Below are 22,181 nucleotides of genomic sequence, written 5' to 3'. Positions count from 1 at the left end.
ATCTAAAACAAACTTTAACATCCGAAAATATTGTAATTTGTACGTTTTAAATGATACTGTTATCTCTAAGATAGAACTTTAGCTTTGCAGAATTTTATAATTAAAATATACCAACCCGAACTTAAACAGCAATGGGACGAATTTGTAGCAACTTCTAAAAATGCTACATTCTTATTTCAAAGAGATTTTATGGAATATCATCAAGATCGATTTGAAGATTATTCTTTAATGATTTTTAACACAAACAAACTTTTTGCTGTAATGCCAGCAAACAAGAATGGTAATAAAATCTGTTCTCATCAAGGTTTAAGTTATGGAGGTTTAGTATTGAGCAAAGACTGCAAATTTGAACATGTTTTAAGTGCCTTCGAAACACTTTTAAAGTTTTTAAATGGAAAAGGGTTCTCAAATTTAGAGTTAAAACTATTACCAAAAATATACCATAAACTACCTGGTGATGAAATTGATTATTTAATGTTTAAAACAAAGGCGGAAATAATTAGAAGAGATGTTTCTGCCGTTATCGATATGTTAAACCCACTGAAAATTAAATCTTCTAACCGAATACGCAATCTAAAAAAGGCCAGATTAAATCACATTGAAGTCAGAGAATCTATGCAATTGGATTCTTTTTTTAATGAAATTTTAATTCCTAATCTTCAGGAGCAGCATGAAGCACTACCAGTGCATTCAGTAGCTGAAATAACTGAATTGAAAACAAAATTCCCAAACAATATTAGACAATTTAATGCCTATTATCAAAATGATATTATTGCAGGTGTTACTGTTTTTGAAACAGAGCAGGTGGCACATGCCCAATACATTTCAACGATAAATTCTAAAAAGGAATTTGCAGGATTAGACGCTATTTTTGATGCATTGGTTCATACTTTTTTTAAAAACAAACGTTATCTAAGCTTTGGTATCTCTAATGAAAACCAAGGACAACATATCAATCGTGGTTTGTTAAAGTGGAAAGAGAGCTTTGGCGCCAGAGTGATAAGTCATGATTTTTATAATGTTAATACTGAAAACTATAACCGTTTAAATGACGTTTGGATATGATTCCTTTTTTAGATGTACATAAAGTAAATGCTAGATTTGAAGATGAATTTAATTCTAAATTTAAGTCCTTTTTAAATTCTGGACATTATATTCTTGGAAGCGAAGTTTCTTCTTTTGAAACTAATTTTGCTTCGTATTGTGGGACAACACATTGTATAGGTGTTGCTAATGGTTTAGATGCACTTACTCTCATTTTTAAATCCTATATAGAATTGGGTAAATTGCAGCTGAATGACGAGATTTTAGTGCCTGCAAACACCTATATAGCAAGTATCTTGTCTGTTATTAATGCTGGTTTGAGGCCTGTGTTTGTTGAACCAGATGCAGCTACATTTAATATTTCGCCTTCAGAAATTGAAAAACAGATAACGCCGCAAGTGAAAGGCATTTTAGTGGTTCATCTTTACGGGCAGTTAGCAGATATGAAACGTATCAATTCTATTGCTAAAACTCATCATCTTCTAGTTGTTGAAGATGCTGCTCAAGCGCATGGCGCAGTAGCAACTTCCGAAGGGAGAAAAGCAGGAAATTTAGGTGATGCAGCAGGATTCAGTTTTTATCCATCAAAAAATTTAGGTGCACTGGGAGATGCAGGAGCAGTAACAACCAACAATACAGAATTAGCTGAAAAAATTAGATTACTACGAAATTATGGTAGTTCTAAAAAGTATGTCAATGATACGTTGGGAATAAATAGTCGATTAGACGAATTGCAAGCTGTTTTTTTGAATATTAAGCTTAGACATCTTGATGAAGATAATAAGATTAGACGTGCAATTGCCAAAACATACTTAAATGAAATTTTAAATAATAAAATTGAGCTTCCTGAATATGATAATTCTGAAAATCATGTGTTTCATGTATTTGTAGTACGTGTACAAGACAGATTTGCGTTTACAACATATTTAGATAGTCAACACATTGGTTATTTGATTCACTATCCAATTGCTCCACATAAGCAGAAGGCTCTATCCATATATAAATCATTACATTTGCCTGTAACTGATTCTATTCATGAGACTGTGGTGAGTATTCCTATAAGTCCAGTAATGACAAATGAAGATGTTCAAACTATTATTAATGCCTTAAATCAGTATTAATTGAAAAAACTTATCAAGTACATTAACACCAATGTGCTGTTTAAGGTAGCACATCTTAATTCGGCTACAATTGCAACCAAAATACTAGCAGGAATCCTAACGTCTAAGGCCATCGCGATTTTTATTGGCGTAGAAGGTATGGCGCTTATAGGTAATTTAAGAAATTTTTTAAGTGCCATACAATCATTTGCCATTCTTGGTTTTTATAATGGTTTTGTTAAAACTGTAGCGAAATGTAAGGACGATGCTTTAGAACTTAGTAAAACAATATCTACAACTTACTATCTAGGGTTCTTTTCAACCATTTTAATGTCTTTTCTGTGTTATTACAATGCTGAATTGATCAATGATTTTTTATTTTCTGAAAACTATAACTACGCGTATGTTATTCGGGTTTTGGCTCTAGCACTGCCTTTTTATGCTTTAAATATGTTCTGTTTCGGCATAATGAATGGTTTTTCAAATTTTAAAATGTTATTGATCATTAACATTATTGGTCAGATTCTTGGGCTTGCTGTCACTTTGTATCTTATTTATATCGATAATATCGATGGTGCTTTAGTCGCTGCTGTTATTGCACCTTCCTTACTGTTTTTAATTACGTTGGTTGGTATTATTAACAGAAGAAATTTGATGACTCACATCAAAATATCTCATGTGAGTTTAAATGTGTTAAGAACATTCGCGCCTTATGCGATAATGGCTTTAGTAACTGCTATTGCGTTACCGTTAACTTCAATACTGATTCGTAATTTTATTATTGAAGAACTTGGGATTAAGCAAGCAGGATATTGGGAAGCAATGAATCGTATTTCAGATTATTACCTCATGTTCATTATGTCTATTTTAACATTGTATATCATTCCAAGACTTAGTGAGATTGATAGTAAAAAAGAATTTAGAAAAGAAGTGTTTAGTTTTTACAAATCAGTCATGCCAATATTTGGTTTTGGATTATTACTGATCTATTTATTGAGACCTTTTGTAGTAAGTCTGATTTTTTCAGAAGAATTTCAACCTGTTGAACAGTTATTTTTATGGCAATTATTAGGTGATTTCATCAAAGTATTAGCCATTGTAATAGCTTATCAGTTTCTGGCTAAAAAGATGTTTGCGCAGTTTATTATTATTGAAATCTTTTTAGTGATAATGCTTTACTTAACAAGTGTATATTTAATTGAAATCTTTGGAATTGAAGGAGCTGTTATGGGACACTTTTTTAGTTATTTAATGCATTTTCTTATTGTGCTGTTGGTGTTTAGTAATTCCCTTTTTGGAGTTATCACTGACGAACATTCTTAATACTATAAATTATTTTTTGTCCAGAGTAGTTTTCTGAAGTAAATATTCATGGCAATAAAATGTAAAACATAGGTCAGAAAATACGCCATAGATACACCTACAAATCCTTGAATTCTAACAAAGAGTACAGACAAAGTACAAAAGATAATAGCCCAGCCAATTTGGAAAACAATAAACACTTTAGTATTCGCTTTCGCAATTAATATATTACCCAAAACCCATGAATTTATTTTAATGGCATCACCTAAGAGATGAAATAAAAGAATGGTGTTTATGAGCATAAATTCTTTACTGAATAATAATGGGATTATAAAATCTTTTAAAAAGTAAACCGTTAGCGTAATAATAATTATGGTTGGAATGCTTAAGGTCCAAACCTTAAAGACTTCTTTCTTTAATTTATTACCTGAAATTTCTGAAAAGGTTGGTAATAAATAGAACTTAAATGTTGTGGTTAAAAACATGATGTAGATGGCCGAAATTCGCCACATGCCTTCCCATGATCCTGCGTAAATTGAACCTAATTCATCATTTAAAAAAAAACGAATAAATAGGGTTGCACCAATCATACAAATTGGCGCAGCAATTGCCATATAGGAAAATTTTGTTAAGTTTTTAAAATGTGTTTTATCAACTTTAAATGACATGTTTTTAAGCGATAAAAGTTGAAGCTTTCTTATGAAAAGAATAGAGATTATAAATCCTAGAAATTGACTTAAAACTAAGGCATAAAAAGCACCTAATAATTCAAATTTTAAAACGAGAACGATTACCAATGCCGAAGCAAGAACTGTAGCAATTATATTTATGGTAATGTAGGTTTTGATTTTTTTTAAGCCATTAAAAATAGCCATAAAAAAACTGTGTAATGCCAGTGTGATGAAAGATAACGCTAAAATAGCGATAGCATTTGAAAACTTGATGTCATTAAACAAATACTTAGATAACGCGTCTTTAAAAATAAAGGTTAAAATGCAAACTAAAAGTGAGAAATAGATATGAAGTTTAAGGCCTGTGGCTAAAAAGGATGATAATTTTTTAGGATCTTCTTTGTAGGAAGCAACATATTTTATTATGCCATTGCCAGTTCCTAAACTTCCAGAGATTTGCCCAATATTAATTAGATCTTTGAGTTGACCCAGTAAAAACATACCGTTAGTGCCTAAGTATACAGCTATAACTTTATTGGTTACCAGTTTGCACACAAGTGATACGGCAGTACTAATACTTGAAAAGAATGTTGTTTTTAATAAACTCATAGCTCGTTAAAGTCTTTCCAAGGTTTAAAGTTGTTATTGGTTATTGATTTTAAAAGGATAAAATCGTTTTCATATAAATCTTTAACCCATGTTCTCTCTGATTGGGATAAAGGTGGATAAGATTGTGATGTTTTAGTGACTTTAATTATGACATTTGAACTGTGTTTTTTAATATAATTTTTCAAATGCCTTGGAACTAATCTATAAAGTGGTTTCATAGATGTGATACTCCCTTGAGTAAAGCGTAAGATGGATTGATGTAGTTTCGGGTATTTCAATATTACAGTTGGGTTTGATTTGATTTCATTTAATTGATGTAGAGGTTCTAATCCTAAAAACGAAAAGCATTCATTAGTAATTTTTAAAGGATTTTCTTTTAAATCTTCAAACAAAATAATTTTTATTTGACTGGTATCAAAATTAGTGTAAAATTTTTCTAACCATTTGCCGTATAGACCATATTGAAAGTAATTTTTGAATTTTCCCTCAGGTAATTTTTTGGACATATCGGGTTCGATATCTTTGTCTTTTTTAATTGCTGTTTTAAAATCTAAAGACTCACTTCCAAGACCTTTCAAATACCAATAGTGAGAATAAATTCTATCTATCGGATTTCTTAAAATAAATATGAATTTCACATCGTTTACAACATTAAACTTTACTCTTTCAATAAAATTAGGAAAGAGCATGTAAGATGTGCTTGAATCCCCTTTGTATAATGCCTCAGGTTTATTCTTGAATAGGGTTTTGTACTTGGCAATATATTTTTCAATATTATCTTCAAAATTATCATTTATCAAATAGTAAGGCTCCTTTAATGATGACATGCATATTTCAGGATGCTGATTTAATAAATCATGTAGCGTGCTCGTGCCAGATTTTGCAGCACCAGGAATAAATAGATTAGGAAACTTGGATGTATTTGGTATTTGAATACTCATTTCAAATTAAATATAAAACACAAGATAATAATGGTTTAGTGGTTTTAAGATTTAAATCTCTCTTATTTTTATTTTATTGTGCTAAGCTATTAAAATAAACACTCTTTATTTTATTAAATTTGGCTATTCGTACATATTGAGGAATAAATATGAGCAAAAAATCATGTGAATTAATTATCGATAGCCAGCCATTCAGGTTTAACGTTGAAGGAAATTTTTTTTGGGGTAAAAACGAGTTGTTATTTAAGGCGCAGGATAATGTAATATCAAAAATGCCTTGGAAACAAGAAGGTTATGGTGTCGTAGAAGCCTTTGAGTACCATCAGTTTTTAAATCTTAAAGCATCTCTAAAAAAAAATATTATTAATGCTTTTAAATTAAATAATATTCAATTTGATGAAGACACATTTACTTTAGATAAATATCATGAGGTTATTACTTCTGATAGTCTTCACAATAAGGTTATTGATGTCACCCGAAACCTTGAAAATTCCGATTTTGATTTTGATATAGACTTAATAGTGGAGAAATTCGGTAATATTCTGGGTTATAAATTGACGTCTTGGGTTGAAGAACTTAAAAAAACACATATACAAATTCGAATCAGTAGGCCAAACAGCTTAGATATTAATCCACCTCATCGTGATGGGTATTTGAGTTATTGGGAAGACATTATCAACGTCTGGATACCCATAGTAGGCTGTAATAATAAGTCGTCATTACCAGTATTGCCTGGAAGTCATTTAATTCCTGAAGATCAAATTTTAAGAACTGAAAGTAAAGGCGCTAAAATTAATGGTAATGTATACTATGTTCCCTGTATTCTAGAAACCAATGATGGCGTTATAAAAATGATAAGACCAAAGGTTGACTATGGTCAAGCTCTTATTTTTTCTCCTTTTCTAATTCACGGAGCTGCTGTAAATCAAAATGAAGATATCACACGCATATCTTTAGAATTGAGATTTCCTAGGGTTTAGTTATGTTCAACATTCCATTTTTTTATATAATCTTTCGTGGCTTTAATATAGTGGTGCTCTCGCTCTACAAAAGCTCTAGCATTTTGTGAAATCTTATAAATGTAATCGGGATTGAGAATTAGCCACTCTAATTTTTCAGCAATTTTTTTGGCGTCAGGCAACGCGTTAATCGCAACGGTATCTGCTTTCAAATTATAATACTCTAACCATTCTTGTTCTGCTCCCGTAAAAACCACTTTACCTTTTGCCATAGCTTCAAGCGCGTTAAATCCTTGGTCGTAAGCATATACTTGGTCTAGTAAAATGTGACAATCTTCATAACGTTTTATGTATTCGGAGTAGGGAATACTATAGGTCGTTATAATGTCTACTTTATCTGCATATTTGTCTTCAATAATGTTTAGAGCTTCAATGAAAAAATGATTCCCTTTTTTATGCATTGCAGATCTGTTTACACCGTGAAAAATTTTTATTTTTTCATTTATTTTCAAAGGAATATATTGAATTCTATCAGTATTTATTGGGTTTGGAGCTAAGCCCAAATATTTTTCATGTCCCAATAATGGTATGTGATAATCCATATCTGAAGCTATAACACCATAACAATGGTCATAAATGAAATTGTGAAGTTTAGTAAATTTCTCATTTAAATATTGCAATTGAAACTGGTAGGTTTCAAATAACGACTGATCTTCTAGATACGGACTCATAATGCTATATCTAAATTTCCCTTCCATCATATAAGACATACACTGATAATCGATACCACTTGAGATTAATACTAGCTTTTTATTGTGCTTAATTATTCTTTTTAAAAACTTAATTTGAAAATTTGGATCAATACCTAAGGCTGATTCATTCATTAGTTGAACAATATCAAATCCCTTAAACTTTTTTAAATGAAACAAGGCTTTATAATAGACTTCTAGTGAGCCTAAATCTATTGAAGTTAGTTTGTAAAAAGCTACTTTAAACTTCTTTAAAACCTTATTGTGAAAGGAATGGTTAATATTTATGTCAACAGGATAGTTTTTAAACCCATCACCATTACCTACGAGTAACACGTCATGTCCTAGTTTCACAAGTCCTTCTTTAACAGCGTTGTGATGTCCACTATACTCACCAATTAATAATACTCGCATAAAAATGTTACTTTTAGCAAAAATAAGAATTCCTATCACATAGCCTTTTAATTAGTAATGTCATTACGTATTGAAATTTTAATATCTACAATGTTCAAGCAGGATTTAGCGTTCTTGCATGCAATGTTTATTAATAATAATATGGATGACTTCGACATATGCATTGTGAATCAAACCACAGAAGATAAACTGTTAGTATCTGATAAAGCAAATATTAAAATCATTAATTCATTTGAAAGAGGATCTCCAGCAAGTCGGAATTTAGCCATAAAAAATGCATCAAAAGATATTTGTTTAATGTCTGATGATGATATCGTATATCAACCTGATTTAAAGCATAATATAGTTGAAGCTTATAGGAAAAACCCACATGCTGATATGATTTCATTTGAAGCTGTTGATGAATTAGGTAAACATTACACAGATTATCACCCAGAGGGCATTCATAATAAAAAATCACTCAAAAAGATTTATACTTGGGTAATTACGTTCAATAGGAAAGTCTTTCGAGAGAACAACATCTATTTTAATCTGTATTTTGGAGTGGGTTCAGTATTTAAAGGTGAAACAGAATATGTATTTTTACGAAATGCCTATGATAAAGGCATGACTATGATTCACGTATCTCAAACTATTGTAATGCATCCTGACGAAAGTTCAGGAAGACGTATGGGAAGTGACGAAGCAATTTTTGCGAGAGCTGCCTTGCATTTTAGATTTTATGGTTATTTGAGTTATCTTTGGGTGTTTAAATATGTATTCTTTTTGATTAGAAATGACTATATATCTTCAAAAGAGATTATTCCAAAAATTATTACTGGTTTTAATGGTATTAGCGCATATAAACGTTTAAAACGAAATGATTTAATAGATTAGATTTAAGATACATGGATGTTAAATTAATTCACATACCTAAAGTACATGATGTAAGAGGAAGTTTAGCTGTTATCGAAGGCGATTGTATTCCTTTCAAGATTGCACGTGTGTATTATTTATTCGATGTTCCTAGTGATGCGTATCGTGGAGGTCATGCACATAAAGAACAACAATCGTTAATATTAGCTTTAAGTGGTAGTTTTGAAGTTGTAGTGAATAATGGAAGTAAAAACGAACGTTATTTGCTCAATAAACCAAATATAGGATTGTATATTCCTACAGGTGTATGGCGAGAAATTGAAAACTTTTCTTCTGGAGCAGTCTGTCTGGTTCTGGCATCAACTAAATACGATGAAAATGAATATATAAGAGATTACGACACCTTTTTATCATCGAAACAGTCTTAAATCAAGATTCAACCGTCTCAGGAAATTTCTGGATTTCAATATTTGACGAATTGCAAAACTAGGCAAGCTATATAATTTTTTTTGTAGAGCAGTTAAATTCTCTGGATTAATATGTTTGTAAATGGTTTTTGCTTCCGAAGGATTATTTTCTAATTTATGTTGAATTGCTACAGAATAACGATTGAGATCTAAATACTTTTTTAAATTTTCATTATTTTTTTCACGATCCTGAAATGCATTTAGGTCCAAATGGTTTACAGATGACAACTTCAAGTGTGTTATCTTGTTTTCTGAACTTAAATTATGAATAGCACTCACTGTATTGCTAAATGCGATTGGAAATTGTAATGCAATTCTAATCCATAAATCAGTGTCTTCACCAGAGTTATATGCTGTATTAAACTTACCAATGGTTTCAAAAGTCGATTTCGGAATCATCACTGCTGAAGTCCAAGCAATACTACTTATTTGACTTGAGTAAAAATAATCTTCAACAACGCCTTTCCAAGGTGATTTCTCCGGAATATTTTTGAATATTGAAGGCATCAAAATAGTGCCATATTTTTTATTATAAGCTTTGCAATACATACCACAATCAGGAAATAGTTCGTGCAAATCCTTGAGATCTTTCAAGTGATGGTTCAACCAGAGATCATCGCCATCTAAAAACGCTATTAAATCAGTATTTGCTTTTGAAATCCCATAATTTCTTGCGTAAGATACACCTTGATTTTCTATGTTGAATATCTGTAAACGTTTATCGTTAATGGATTTTACTTCCTCTAAACTGCCATCTGTAGAACCATCATTTACCACAATCACTTCAAAATCTGAAAAACTCTGAGACCAAACGCTATTTAGCGTGTCTTTGATATGTTTTTCCTTGTTGTACAAAGGAATGATTATGGAGAAGTATGGTTTCATTTTTGATTTAAATCAATATAACACATATAACTAATACGATACAGTTGTAACAATTTCATCGAAGGATGATTACTGCATAAATTCTTCTGTAAAGGGTTTTTAAAACGTTTATATACCATTGAAAATATAACATTTGCCTTATAGTGTTTCAATGTTATAAAAAGGTTGAGTAAGTCATTTTGATGGTTATCTATTCTGTTGTTTTTATGAAGAAATAATAAGGTTTCGGCTGCTTTTTCTTTTTTATTCAGATATGCCTTGCTGGTTTCAATTCCTAAGTGGTAAACTTCATTATCTATGTGAAACACCTTTACCTTTTTCATCTTCATTAAGGCTGCGAAAAAATTGTCAAAACCATAACCTTTCTGCTCTATTTGTGAATTTATATCGATAAATATCGATTTTTTAATCATAAAATTTGCTGAAATAATAACTTTATATGGTCGCTTATTTCGGTCTGTAGCTGCAATTTGTTCATGGGTTTTTCCGTAGGTCCAACGTAACATATAGTTTGATGCTGGAGCTTTCTCATGATAAGCAAATCCACCATAAATAGCGTCGTAATCAGAATCAATAAACTTTAAATAATTACTAATAAAAAATTCCGATTTTGGAATCACATCAGCATCCATAAATATTAGCCAGTTATAGTTAGCCTTTTTTGCTAAGAATTGTCTTGCCTTGGTTCGACCAAGATTTACCTTGCTTGGAATATAATTAGTGAATTCTAAATGTGATATGTTATAATTTTTGCCTGCTATTTCAGAAGATGAAGCATCATCCAGACATATAATTTCAAAAGGGATATTACACAATTGCAGTTGCGTATGAATAGTTGTTACTAGTGTTACAACATTGTAATTATAAACTGGAATTAATACAGAAATCATGACTGCTAAAATAAGAATTAAAAGCGTTAAATTGCAGTACTTAAAAAAGACAAACATGGATAGTTCTAAAACAAAAGACATTTCAGAACTCATTTATAATAAAATTAAAGAAAAACAAGCCGAATTGAAGTCTGCTTATCAGGCCTCAAAACATCAAATAGGCTTTTTTTATATCGATGATTTACTTCCAGAACAGCTCGCGAAACAATGTTTTGAGGTCTTTCCAAAAACAACAGAAATGCGATGCTTGAAAAGTATTCGTGAATACAAGTACGTGTCAGCTCAAATGGATAAACACAATGCGCTGTTAGAAAGCGTGCTTTATGCATTTCAAGATCCGAAAATTGTAAATTTAATTGGTGATATCTGTGATATTGACTCATTGTATGCCGATGAATCTTTATATGCTGGCGGACTGTCACAAATGGCCTATCATAACTTTTTGAATCCGCATTTAGATAATTCTCATGATGCTGAACGTGAACGCTGGAGAGTTTTAAACTTACTGTATTATGTTACTCCAGACTGGAAAACTGAAAACGGTGGTCACTTAGAAGTCTGGCCTGATGGTCCTAAAAAAGATCCAGTTGTTATTGAGAGTAAGTTTAACAGATTAGCAGTTATGGCAACTCATGACACATCTTGGCATTCTGTGAATAAGGTTATGGTTGATAGAAGTAGATGCTGTATTTCTAATTATTATTTTAGTGATCAACCTCTTAAAGATTCAGATAGGTTTCATGTGACCAAATTTAGAGGTCGACCAGACGAGACCTTCACCAATATTATTTTAGATCTGGATGCAAGTTTAAGAATGATGGTAAGGAAAGTGTTTAAGAAAGGAATTCGTAAAAACCCTCATGTATATAAAAAAGACGATTAGTATGTCACCTTGAGTGTAGTCGAAAGGTCTCATAATTTGATTTCAACTTTTAACTTAACAACATTTAATCAAATTGCTTTTTATTCCCTTCAAATTTTAAATACGGATTATCTAAAACATAGGTTTTTCGATCTCGTTTTAATTCTGAACGATAGGGATGGTCTAAAACATGAAAATAATACAGTTGTTTTACCCAATTTGCATTTTTAAAAATACGTTGGTTTTCAAAAAACCTATGATAGCTTAACTGTCGCATTGATTGCGCTTGATTAAATTCTGAAACAGCCAGTAATTCGCCACATTTTTCGTTGTGATGTGGCATGAAAATATCATCCATATACACGTAAGTTAAAGGTAAAAAGGTCGTAGCTTTAGCTTTAAATAAGTCAAGAACATCTTTGGTAGAACTATAGTAATCTACATCGATAGCAACAAAACCAATTGGTGCTTTTTCAGAAATGGTCGATTTGAATTCATCTATTTTTTCCTTTATTGAGCCATATATAATTGTAGCTTTGCCTTTTATTTTTTCCTCGAGCAAGGCTTTATTCATTGGAAAATCTCCAGTATTGTAATATTCAGGATGGTCTCTGTAATCTAAAGGTTCTGGCATGCCTTCGCCAGTATCAAATCCGTAAATATGAATGTTCACACCCGTTTCTTTAGTGACCTTTTCAGCAACAGCAATTAAATTCATTAAACCAGCTCCATTTGCAACACCAAATTCAAGAACAGTGACATCATTAAAACCTCTTAATTTGGCTTGGTCAGCAGCATTCAAGAGTCCGAAAGCATGTTGTGGACGAATCACTAAATCGTAAGCAACTTTCTTCCGGAAAGAACCAAAAATGAAAACAAATACGGCAATTATATTGAGATGAAACGGTTCAGTAAGTCGTTGCTTAAAAACTTTGTTCCAGCTATTTTTTTGAGACAATCGTTTTAATAAAAAACTCATAATTTGTTTTAAATTTATCCAAAGCTAAAACAATATTTTAATTTAAGAATTAAACGCTGTTGTTTATTGTATTCTTAAGTTTGGTACAACAATTGTCAATATAAATTCATGAAACATTTTTTATCAATCGTATTTAGTATTTGTATTAGCTTGATTGGTTATGCACAACAAGAATTTCATGTGTTCCCAAAAGATCATGTCGAAACTCCAGGGACTCAAAGTGGAACAGGTTCTATGGCTAATCCTTGGGATTTACAAACGGCATTACGTCTAAATTCTAAAGTCGTTAAGTCTGGAGATACCATTTGGTTACATGAAGGTGTTTATAATGGTCGTTTTGTGTCCGCTTTAGAAAGTGTAGAACCTGATCAATTTATTACGGTTTCAGGATATAAAAATGATAAGGTTATTTTGAATGGTAATGTGTCTTCTTCAAGATCGGCAGTTTTAGAGGTTATCGGTAAACAAGTCATTTATAAAAATTTCGAAGTTACCTGGATGGGCGAATTTTCTAGAGATGAAAATGATGCCGATTTTCAAGCCTGTGGTGGAATTGCACATTTAAGAGGAGAGAATTGTAGATTTTACAATCTTAAAATTTACAATAATCCAGCACTCGGAATTGGCTCATGGAAACATAGTGCTGGTTCTTCTATCGAAAATTGTATCATTTATAATAACGGATTTATAGCCAAAGATGGTAAAGGACGCGGTGAAGGTATTTATGTTCAAAATAAGAGTGAAGAGGTTAGGCTCATCAAAAATAACATCCTATTTAATAATTATTACAAAGGTATTGAAGTATGGTCTGCTGGAAAACGAGCGACTCAACAAGTGGTCAAAAATATCGCTCTTGAAGGTAATATAGTTTTTAATAGTGGTTCTCCTGCTGGACGTTTTTATGATAATGTTATTGTAGCATCCAATGATAAAAACGGAATTAATGTCGCTAAAGATATTTCAATTTTAAATAATATATTTTATCATAATTCACGTCAGCCCAATGGCAATATCTATGGTGACGCACCATCGTTAACCCTGGGTTTTATTGCAAAAGCACCAATTGAAAATGTGGTTGTAGATGGTAATATCATCATTGGAGGTTATAACGGACTCCGAATTTTACAGGCGAAATCATTACGTTTTACAAACAATAAAATCCATACAGGAATTGTTCAGGTTGGACCATCAGTATCTGATTATTTTCCTGAATGGGAGTTCAACTCAAACAGGATTTACAGTTCGCTTAAAAAACCGTTTCGTGTTCCGAGAGTTGAAGATTATGCTTTAGATTCATGGCAAAGTAAATTCAATTTAGATCGTGATAGTAGTCTTAGTGAGCTTTCAGATTTTGATTTAGAGAATGTATTATCTGTGGCAAGGCATAATCAGAACAACAACAAGTTTCATATAGCGCTTTTTAATGCTGAAGGCAATAACGTTACTGTTGATTTTTCAGAATATGGCATTAACTCACAAATGGCTTACACAATTTACGATGTAGAAAACAGTGAGGTCGTTCTCAAAAAAGGTGTGCTTGCACAAGATAATAAAGTTACATTCCCAATGCAGTTAACCAAATTTGAAAAACCGCTTCATAATTCTGAAGCAAAAAAAACACTTTCTAATTTTGGTGTATTTGTAATTGAATTTGAAAATCAACGAACAGTTCAGATTATAGATGATAAGCAAAATCTAATTGAACGTTTTTTTAAATGGTTAGGATTTTAACTTTTACGCTGTACAACTTCAAACACTTTATTGTCGTCACATTTTAAAGTTTTACTCGGATATTTAAGAAGTAAGGCATAATCGTGAGTTGCCATTAAAATAGTATTGCCATTTTTATTGATGTCCCTTAAAACTTCCATCACTTCAATACTGGTTTGTGGATCGAGGTTTCCTGTTGGCTCGTCAGCTAGAATAAGTTCAGGCTCATTTAATAAGGCTCTGGCAATGGCGATTCGTTGTTGTTCTCCTCCAGATAACTCATGTGGAAATTTAAACCCTTTGGTTTTCATTGCGACTTTATCAAGAACAGCTTCAATACGCTCTTTAATTTTGGTTTTATCTTTCCAGCCAGTAGCTTTGAGTACAAATTCTAAATTACTATTAATGGTACGATCTGGTAATAGTTTAAAATCCTGAAAAACGATACCTAATTTTCGTCTTAAAAACGGAATGTCTTTTTCTTTAAGAGTTCTTAAATTATAATCCACGATATGACCTTCGCCTTTGGTAAGCTGTAAATCACCATAAAGTGTTTTCATAAAACTACTCTTACCACTTCCTGTTTTACCTATAAGATAGACAAAGTCACCTTTTTTCATTTCAATATTAACATCAGATAATACCATGTTATCACCTTGAAAAATAGAAGCGTTTTGGAGTTGTAAAACAGTTTCAGACATGTATTTTTTTAATATCATTTGAGATTGTTTGTAAATGTATTACAAAAAAGAATCAAATTCCAATTTTTCAAAACCCAATTTCAAATGGATGTCTCCTTTCCTAAAGATTAAATGTAACACAATCTTGATTATGTTATCTTTTTAATAAGTCTGTGTATAATTATAGCACGATTATTGCGTTATAGATAGCAGATAAATTATTTTTGACATCAATTAAAAATCGAACCTAATGACTTTCAGAAAACTAAGTATTTTGCTTACTTTTTTCTTGTGTAGTTTTTATTTGCAAGCACAGCAATCTGCCACTTATACAAGTGATTTAGTAGACTATCAAAAAGCACTCACGCTTTTTAATAACAAGCAATATCAAGCAGCTCAATCTATGTTTGAAGCCATTAAAAGTGATGCGCCAAATGAAACTTTAGAATCCGACTGCGCCTACTACATTGCAAATTGTGCTGTACGACTCAATCAGAAAAATGCTGATGATTTAATTCAGGAGTTTGTTGATAATTATCCTACAAGTACTAAACGTAATACGGCGTTTTTAGATGTAGCCGATTATTATTTTGCTAATGGAAAATACGCTTATGCCAGAAAATGGTATGATAAAGTTGATGAAAACAGTATAGCGCGTTCAGATCGGGATAAATTCAACTTTAATTACGGATATACTTTGTATTCTACTGGAGATGAATCAGGCGCAAACAAGTTTTTAAATCGTGTTGTTAATTCAAAAGAATATGGCTCTCAGGCCAAATACTACATTGGTTTTATGGCTTATGAAGGAGACGATTACAATACAGCCAATGAATTTTTCGATCAGGTAAGTGATAATGACAAATACAAAGAAAAACTATCATATTACCAAGCCGATTTAAACTTTAAACTCGGTAAGTTCGAAAAAGCTATTGCGTTAGCCAAAGAGCAAATTGATAAAAGTAGTCCGCAAGAAAAATCAGAATTATCAAAAATTATTGGTGAGAGTTATTTTAATCTTGAACAATATGCAGAAGCTATTCCTTACCTAAAAAACTATAAGGGCAAACGTGGTCGCTGGAATAATACTGACTATTACCAATTGGGTTATGCTTATTACAAACAGAATGATTTTGAAAATGCCATTTCAGAATTCAATAAAATTATCGGTGGAAATAATGCTGTTGCGCAAAATGCGTATTACCATTTGGGTGAGAGTTATATCAATTTAAATAAAAAGCAGGAAGCTTTAAATGCATTCCGAAACGCATCGCAAATGGATTATGACCTGCAAATTGAGGAAGATGCATGGTTAAATTATGCGAAGATTAGTTACGAAATTGGAAATCCGTACCAATCGGTTCCGCAAGTACTGACTAGCTATTTAGATTCCTATCCAGACTCTGGTTATAAAGAGGAATTAGAAACCTTGCTAATTGATTCTTACATCACTTCGAAAAACTACAAAGAAGCCATCAAGCTTTTGAAAAACAAAAAAAGTTTTGAGAATCGTGTGGCTTATCAAAAAGTCGCATTTTACAGAGGTGTTGAGGTCTATAATGACGGTGACTATAACGAGGCTAAAAATCTGTTTGATGAATCAGTCAAAGAAGCTAAAGATCCGGTTTTTACTGCAAGGGCTACATTTTGGAAAGCTGAAACGGATTACCACTTAAATAATTTTGATAATGCATTAATTGGATTCAAACAATTTATGCAGCAAAATGAAGCGTCTCAAGTGGATGAAATACATAACATCGATTACAATATTGCGTACACCTATTTTAAACTCAAAAATTACAATCATGCGACGACCAGCTTTCAGAAGTTTATCAATGCACATAAAGATGATGCATTACGATTAAATGATGCATATCTGAGACTTGGTGATGGTCATTTTGTGTCGAGTAATTATCAGGATGCCATTGCTGCTTACGACAAAGCTATTGGTATCAATGAAATTGAATCGGATTATGCCTCGTTTCAGAAGGCAATGAGTTATGGTTACGTTGGACAAACTTCAAACAAAACTAACGGATTAGATGCGTTTATAAAAGATTTTCCGAAGTCTGCTTTACGAGATGATGCCATGTATGAATTGGCTAATTCGTATGTGAAATCTAATGAAATTGATAAAGCCATGTCGATGTATGACAGGCTTAATACGGAGTATGCGACCAGTGTTTTTGTTCCTAAAGCTTTATTGCGTCAAGGATTATCCTATTATAATGCAAACGATAATGAACGTGCATTAACTAAATTTAAAAAAGTAGCTAAAGAGTTTCCATCGACCGATGAAGCTAATCAAGCGGTATCAACAGCGCGTCTAATTTATATCGATTTAGGTCGTGTTGACGAATACGCAGCTTGGGTAAGAACTTTAGATTATGTTGATGTTACTGACGCTGAACTTGATAATACAGCGTATCTAGCTGCAGAAAAACAATATTTAGATAATAATACTGATGGCGCTATTCGTCAGTTTAATAAGTATTTGAATGAATTTCCGAATGGAATCCATGCCTTAAAATCTCATTTTTATATTGCCGAATTGTATTCTAAAAAGCAATTGCCTGAAACTGCGATGCCTCATTATCAATATGTAGTAGATAAGCAAAAAGGAGAATTTACTGAGCAATCTATTGTGAAGTTATCAGAAATTCATCTCAACAGTTCTAACTGGAATAAAGCGATTCCGTTATTAAAACGTTTAGAAACTGAAGCTGATTATCCTCAAAATATTACGTACGCTCAATCCAATTTAATGAATGCCTATTATCAGATTGAAGATTATAATAAAGCTGTAAGTTATGCCGACAAAACATTACTGAATTCCAAATTAGATACTAAGGTAAAAAGTGATGCTCAAATTATCATAGCACGTTCAGCAATGAAAACTGGAGATGAGGTTAAAGCAAAAAATGCTTATGCTAAAGTAGAAAAAATAGCTAATGGTGTCTTGGCTGCTGAGGCTTTATATTACAATGCATATTTCAAACATAAGGAAGGAAGTCATGAAGCATCCAATGTTGTCATTCAGAAATTGGCAAAAGATTATAGCAGTTATAAATATTATAGTGCTAAAGGATTAGTACTGATGGCTAAAAACTTTTATGCTTTAGGTGATGCCTTTCAGGCGACATACATTCTGGAAAGTGTAATTTCTAACTTCACCGAATTTAATGATGTTGTTATTGAAGCGCAAACCGAATTAAACACAATCAAAGCTGAAGAAGCAAAAACAAATGCCTCAATTGAAACGGATCAAAACTAATATTCCTTAGAAGAAGTCCATTTATTTAACAGGTAATTCTAATATTAAAAAATGTCATGCTGAGCTTAGTCGAAGCAAAACAATATAACTTATGAAAAGCAATTTCAAATATATAGTTCTAACCATCCTTAGCTTAAACGTCGTTCTGTCTTTTGCACAAGAACAGCAAAATGATTCAATCGATGCAGGAACCGTAAATGTTGTAAAACCATATACGCCTAAAATTTCTGATGCTTTTAAAATCAAAGAAACGCCAAGTTTAAATGATTCTACAACGGCTAAGAAGAAAGAGATTACATACAATATTTTTTCTATACCTGTAGCTTCAACTTTTACGCCTGCTAAAGGAAAAGCAGCGACTGTAGATAAAGAAAAACCTGTGAAATTATACGACAATTACGCGTCTTTAGGTGTTGGAACTTACACCACGATTTTGGGAGAAGTGTATCTTAATCATGCATTGAGTAATACCGAACGCGTTGGCGGTTATTTTAGTCATCATTCTTCAGCAGGAGATATTGAAGGAATAAATTTTGATAATAATTTCTCTGAAACCGGATTGAACGCACATTACAGTCAGAAGTTGAGTGATTTATCATGGAAAGTTGAAGGTGGATTCAAACTACAGTCTTACAATTGGTATGGACTGCCAGATCAGGATATTGATGTTTTTGATGTAGATCATTCATTTTATACGGCAAATTTGGGAGGTCATATCAATTTTGAAGATGCTATTATTGAAAATGGAAGTGTGTTGTACAGACGTTTTGGTGATGATCAGGATTCCGGCGAAAATCGATTTATATTAACTTCAGGATTTGAAATACCTGTAAGTGATGAACTTGTTAATGCTGAAGTGACCATAGATTATATTAGTGGTTCGTTTGACCGAAGTTATTTTTTAAATGAAGAGTTAAACTACGGAAATTTCAATATCGGAATTGCACCAAGTTATCAGATGAAACAAGACGATTTAACCGTAAGTTTAGGTGTGAATTTGGTGTATCTTAACGATTCGGAAGCTAATGAAAGTAAGTTCTTTATTTATCCTAACATCACAGCGAGTTATCGACTAGTTGATGAATTAATGATTGCTTACGGAGGTATTACAGGTGGACTAATTCAAAATTCTTACTACGACTTTGCTCAGGAGAATCCGTTCGTGTCACCAACATTATTTATTGCGCCAACCGATCAAATCTATAATGCGTCTATCGGACTTAAAGGTAAGTTATCAAATAGTTTGAGTTATAATATTAGCGGACATTATGTATCAGACAACAACAGAGCTCTATTTAAATCTAACGCTTTGTTAGGAACAGCAGAAAAGAATTATCAATTTGGAAATTCATTAGGTGTTGTTTATGATGATGTGGATACATTTTCGATCGCAGGTGAATTGAATGTCGATATCAACCGAAACTTTAAATTAACAATGAAAGCAGAGTATTTCGCTTACAATACAGAAGCTGAAGCTGAAGCTTGGAATTTACCAGATATTGAAGCATCGTTATTTTTAGATTACCAGATTGATGAGCATTGGTTTGCTGGAGCAAATCTGTTTTTTGTAGGTGAGCGAAAAGATCAGTTTGCAATCGAGCAGAGTTTCTTTCCAGTTGGTTCGCCACAAACGATAACACTAGATAGCTTCTTTGATGTAAATGCCCATGCTGGTTATAAAATTAATGACCAACTGTCTGTATTTGCTAAAGCCAATAATATTGCCAACCAAGATTACCAACGTTGGTTAAATTATCCTGTACAAGGTATTCAGTTCTTAGCTGGAGCAACCTATCAGTTTAATTTTTAAATTTCTGAAAAGCAGCAACACTATGATTTTTATACTATTATTTTGATTAAGTCAAGTATATTTGATTTTATTACCTAAAGACGTAAGTGTAAAAGATTATATACTAATTTCGACTAAAATCTTATTTAGTATACTGTTTTTCATATACTTTCTACTTTTTACTTTCTACTTTTTATTCATATTATTGTAGTAATTAATAATTCATGTTATGAAACATTGCTACTTTTTATTTTTATTCTTACTGATTTCAACATTTGCTTTTTCGCAAATCCCTCCAAACGATGATATTCACAATGCACCAATTATTACTAGTTTACCATATTCCGATATTAATGTGCAAACTCAAAATGCTACATCAGCTTCGGGTGGAAATATGTTAACATGTGATATTGGTACTGATTACACAAGAGTGTATTATGAATATAATCCAATACAAAATGAGAAAATCAGAATAGAATTATCAAATGGAAGTAGTTCTTCATTTATTTTAGTTTATGAAACTGATTTTCCGGTATTAAATAATGACTCCGATTTGTCGCTCTCAAGTAATAATGCATGTTCATTATCAACTTCTAGAGACATTGTTTTATATGGCGGAAATTACTATTATTTCTTAATTTCTAATCCTGATGGCCCAACTGATGTTAACATAACATTGTTAAATACGTATCCAGAAATTTTAAATATTCCAGATGTAAATTTTAAAAACGCGCTACTTAATACCTTTTGTGTAGATACAAATTTTGATTCAATTTATGATTCTGATGTTGATTTAAACAATGATAACGAAATACAATTTACTGAAGCTTATCAAGTATTAAATTTGAGGGTGACTTCACAAAACATTTCAGATTTAACTGGTATAGAGTATTTCTCTAATTTAAGAGCTTTGAATATTGGTTATAACTCCATAACTAATCTCAATGTTACTGGATTTAATGACTTAGAAAGTCTTAATTGCAATTCAAATCAAATAGGAGCTTTAGACCTCACCAATAACCTAGATTTAAGTTTTTTAGATTTGGCTTCAAATCAATTAAGTGATATAGATATTACTAATAATTTAGACTTAAGTTATGTGAGTCTAACTTCAAATCAAATAAATGATATTGATGTCTCAAATAATTTAAATTTAATTTTCTTGTATATAAATTCTAACTTATTAAGTAATATAGATGTAAGTTTAAATACTCAATTAGAGTTACTGGCTGTAGGTTATAACTCAATCAGTGATTTAGATGTAACCAGCAATACACTTTTAGAGAATTTAGATTGTAGTGGTAACGATTTAAGTAGCCTTAATCTTTCAAATAATAATTCGCTGAGGAATCTTTCTATTTTTGATAATGACTTTAATCAAATTGATTTATCTTCTAATCCTGATTTATCGTATTTAGGTGTTTCCAATAATAATTTGTCAGAAATTGATGTTTCAGCGCAAATAGGTTTAAATCTTTTTTATTGTTCAAATAATTATATTACAAATCTCGATTTAACAAATCAAGTAACCTTAGATGAACTTGATTGTAGTAATAATTTATTAGAGAGTTTAGATTTAAGAAATGGTTTTAATTATCTTATTAATGATTTTGATGCTAGTAGTAATTCAAATTTAACATGTATTTATGTTGACGATAAAGACGCTGTTATTTTAGATTTTTGGCAAATAGATGTTAATTCAAATTTTGTAAATGACGAAAGTGAGTGTAATTCCCTTTCGGTAAGAGAAATAAAAGATAGTGCTATTTCAACTTATCCAAACCCAGTGAATGATGTTTTATTTATTCAAAGCATACATATAATCGATTCTATTAAAATTTATGATGTCAATGGAAGGCAATTGGAAGCCATTGATATAGCAAATAATAGATTCCACTCTGAAATCAAATTCAGTGGATATTCTAAAGGTGTTTATTTTGTAAAAATTAAAACAGAGTTTGGAATGGAAACTATAGAAATAATCAAGAAATGAAAATATAA

General features: G+C 31.5%; 18 protein-coding genes. 11 read left to right on the top strand and 7 right to left on the bottom strand.

The features are described 5' to 3' along the window. The first annotated feature begins 84 nt into the window (after positions 1 to 84). From TD18_RS09170 to TD18_RS09160, 3 genes are read left to right on the top strand one after another with little or no spacing between them, the layout of a single operon-like run. Positions 85 to 1,065 carry a hypothetical protein gene (locus TD18_RS09170; RefSeq protein ID WP_040251528.1) on the top strand — a complete coding sequence of 327 codons (981 nt, stop codon included), beginning with the start codon at positions 85 to 87 and terminating at the stop codon, positions 1,063 to 1,065. After that, the gene (locus tag TD18_RS09165; protein ID WP_040251527.1) at positions 1,062 to 2,165 is read left to right on the top strand and encodes a DegT/DnrJ/EryC1/StrS family aminotransferase; all 1,104 of its coding nucleotides are present in this window, start codon (positions 1,062 to 1,064) and stop codon (positions 2,163 to 2,165) included. Before TD18_RS09170 ends, TD18_RS09165 begins: the two co-directional genes overlap by 4 nt. Continuing rightward, a complete protein-coding gene (locus tag TD18_RS09160) occupies positions 2,166 to 3,467 on the top strand; it encodes an O-antigen translocase (RefSeq protein ID WP_040251524.1) in 1,302 nt (433 codons plus the stop codon). Positions 3,468 to 3,469: 2 nt separating this feature from the next. Here TD18_RS09160 and TD18_RS09155 read toward each other — a convergent pair whose 3' ends face one another. Both TD18_RS09155 and TD18_RS09150 read right to left on the bottom strand, forming a co-directional pair. Continuing rightward, on the bottom strand, positions 3,470 to 4,726 hold the full coding sequence (locus tag TD18_RS09155) for an O-antigen translocase (protein WP_040251521.1): 1,257 nt from the start codon (positions 4,724 to 4,726) through the stop codon (positions 3,470 to 3,472). Further along, positions 4,723 to 5,667 carry a sulfotransferase family protein gene (locus tag TD18_RS09150; protein WP_040251518.1) on the bottom strand — a complete coding sequence of 315 codons (945 nt, stop codon included), beginning with the start codon at positions 5,665 to 5,667 and terminating at the stop codon, positions 4,723 to 4,725. Before TD18_RS09150 ends, TD18_RS09155 begins: the two co-directional genes overlap by 4 nt. A gap of 149 nt (positions 5,668 to 5,816) precedes the next feature. Between TD18_RS09150 and TD18_RS09145 the strand changes: the two genes are divergently transcribed. Beyond that, positions 5,817 to 6,647, top strand: a complete 831-nt coding sequence (locus tag TD18_RS09145; protein ID WP_040251514.1) for a phytanoyl-CoA dioxygenase family protein — start codon at positions 5,817 to 5,819, stop codon at positions 6,645 to 6,647. Here the strand turns inward: TD18_RS09145 and TD18_RS09140 are convergent. Beyond that, positions 6,644 to 7,789, bottom strand: coding sequence for a glycosyltransferase (locus TD18_RS09140; protein WP_040251511.1), 1,146 nt, complete (start codon positions 7,787 to 7,789; stop codon positions 6,644 to 6,646). The genes TD18_RS09145 and TD18_RS09140 overlap by 4 nt on opposite strands. A 57-nt stretch (positions 7,790 to 7,846) precedes the next feature. Here TD18_RS09140 and TD18_RS09135 point away from each other — a divergent pair, with 57 nt between their 5' ends. Both TD18_RS09135 and TD18_RS09130 read left to right on the top strand, forming a co-directional pair. Further along, positions 7,847 to 8,665 (top strand): glycosyltransferase family A protein, encoded by an 819-nt coding sequence (locus TD18_RS09135; RefSeq protein WP_040251508.1) that lies wholly within the window; start codon positions 7,847 to 7,849, stop codon positions 8,663 to 8,665. 11 nt (positions 8,666 to 8,676) lie between these two features. After that, positions 8,677 to 9,072: a sugar 3,4-ketoisomerase gene (locus tag TD18_RS09130; protein WP_040251506.1), complete on the top strand. Its 396-nt coding sequence runs from the start codon at positions 8,677 to 8,679 to the stop codon at positions 9,070 to 9,072. Here the strand turns inward: TD18_RS09130 and TD18_RS16685 are convergent. Next, positions 9,055 to 9,996 carry a glycosyltransferase family 2 protein gene (locus TD18_RS16685; protein ID WP_052461109.1) on the bottom strand — a complete coding sequence of 314 codons (942 nt, stop codon included), beginning with the start codon at positions 9,994 to 9,996 and terminating at the stop codon, positions 9,055 to 9,057. The two genes, TD18_RS09130 and TD18_RS16685, sit on opposite strands and share 18 nt — an antisense overlap. Next, on the bottom strand, positions 9,993 to 10,886 hold the full coding sequence (locus tag TD18_RS09120; protein WP_160289461.1) for a glycosyltransferase family 2 protein: 894 nt from the start codon (positions 10,884 to 10,886) through the stop codon (positions 9,993 to 9,995). Before TD18_RS09120 ends, TD18_RS16685 begins: the two co-directional genes overlap by 4 nt. A 55-nt stretch (positions 10,887 to 10,941) precedes the next feature. On the opposite strand from TD18_RS09120, the gene TD18_RS09115 reads away from it, so the two are divergent. Further along, positions 10,942 to 11,769 (top strand): 2OG-Fe(II) oxygenase, encoded by an 828-nt coding sequence (locus TD18_RS09115; protein WP_040251499.1) that lies wholly within the window; start codon positions 10,942 to 10,944, stop codon positions 11,767 to 11,769. Positions 11,770 to 11,833: 64 nt separating this feature from the next. Here TD18_RS09115 and TD18_RS09110 read toward each other — a convergent pair whose 3' ends face one another. Beyond that, positions 11,834 to 12,727: a hypothetical protein gene (locus TD18_RS09110; RefSeq protein ID WP_052461108.1), complete on the bottom strand. Its 894-nt coding sequence runs from the start codon at positions 12,725 to 12,727 to the stop codon at positions 11,834 to 11,836. A 108-nt stretch (positions 12,728 to 12,835) separates the two neighbouring features. Between TD18_RS09110 and TD18_RS09105 the strand changes: the two genes are divergently transcribed. Beyond that, positions 12,836 to 14,458, top strand: coding sequence for a right-handed parallel beta-helix repeat-containing protein (locus TD18_RS09105; RefSeq protein WP_152611347.1), 1,623 nt, complete (start codon positions 12,836 to 12,838; stop codon positions 14,456 to 14,458). Here TD18_RS09105 and TD18_RS09100 read toward each other — a convergent pair. Then, on the bottom strand, positions 14,455 to 15,138 hold the full coding sequence (locus TD18_RS09100; protein WP_040251987.1) for a cell division ATP-binding protein FtsE: 684 nt from the start codon (positions 15,136 to 15,138) through the stop codon (positions 14,455 to 14,457). The two genes, TD18_RS09105 and TD18_RS09100, sit on opposite strands and share 4 nt — an antisense overlap. 229 nt (positions 15,139 to 15,367) lie before the next feature. Here TD18_RS09100 and TD18_RS09095 point away from each other — a divergent pair, with 229 nt between their 5' ends. From TD18_RS09095 to TD18_RS09085, 3 genes are all read left to right on the top strand, one after another. Next, positions 15,368 to 18,391 (top strand): tetratricopeptide repeat protein, encoded by a 3,024-nt coding sequence (locus TD18_RS09095; RefSeq protein WP_040251491.1) that lies wholly within the window; start codon positions 15,368 to 15,370, stop codon positions 18,389 to 18,391. A gap of 91 nt (positions 18,392 to 18,482) precedes the next feature. After that, on the top strand, positions 18,483 to 20,201 hold the full coding sequence (locus TD18_RS09090) for a TonB-dependent receptor domain-containing protein (RefSeq protein WP_040251488.1): 1,719 nt from the start codon (positions 18,483 to 18,485) through the stop codon (positions 20,199 to 20,201). 208 nt (positions 20,202 to 20,409) lie between these two features. After that, positions 20,410 to 22,173, top strand: a complete 1,764-nt coding sequence (locus TD18_RS09085; RefSeq protein ID WP_040251485.1) for a T9SS type A sorting domain-containing protein — start codon at positions 20,410 to 20,412, stop codon at positions 22,171 to 22,173. Positions 22,174 to 22,181: the final 8 nt, after the last annotated feature.

Origin of the sequence: Psychroserpens mesophilus, from assembly GCF_000826645.1 — a bacterium.
GTDB lineage: Bacteria > Bacteroidota > Bacteroidia > Flavobacteriales > Flavobacteriaceae > Psychroserpens > Psychroserpens mesophilus.
Note: the sequence above shows the minus strand (reverse complement) of the source record. Positions and strands in the feature narration are given on the sequence as shown.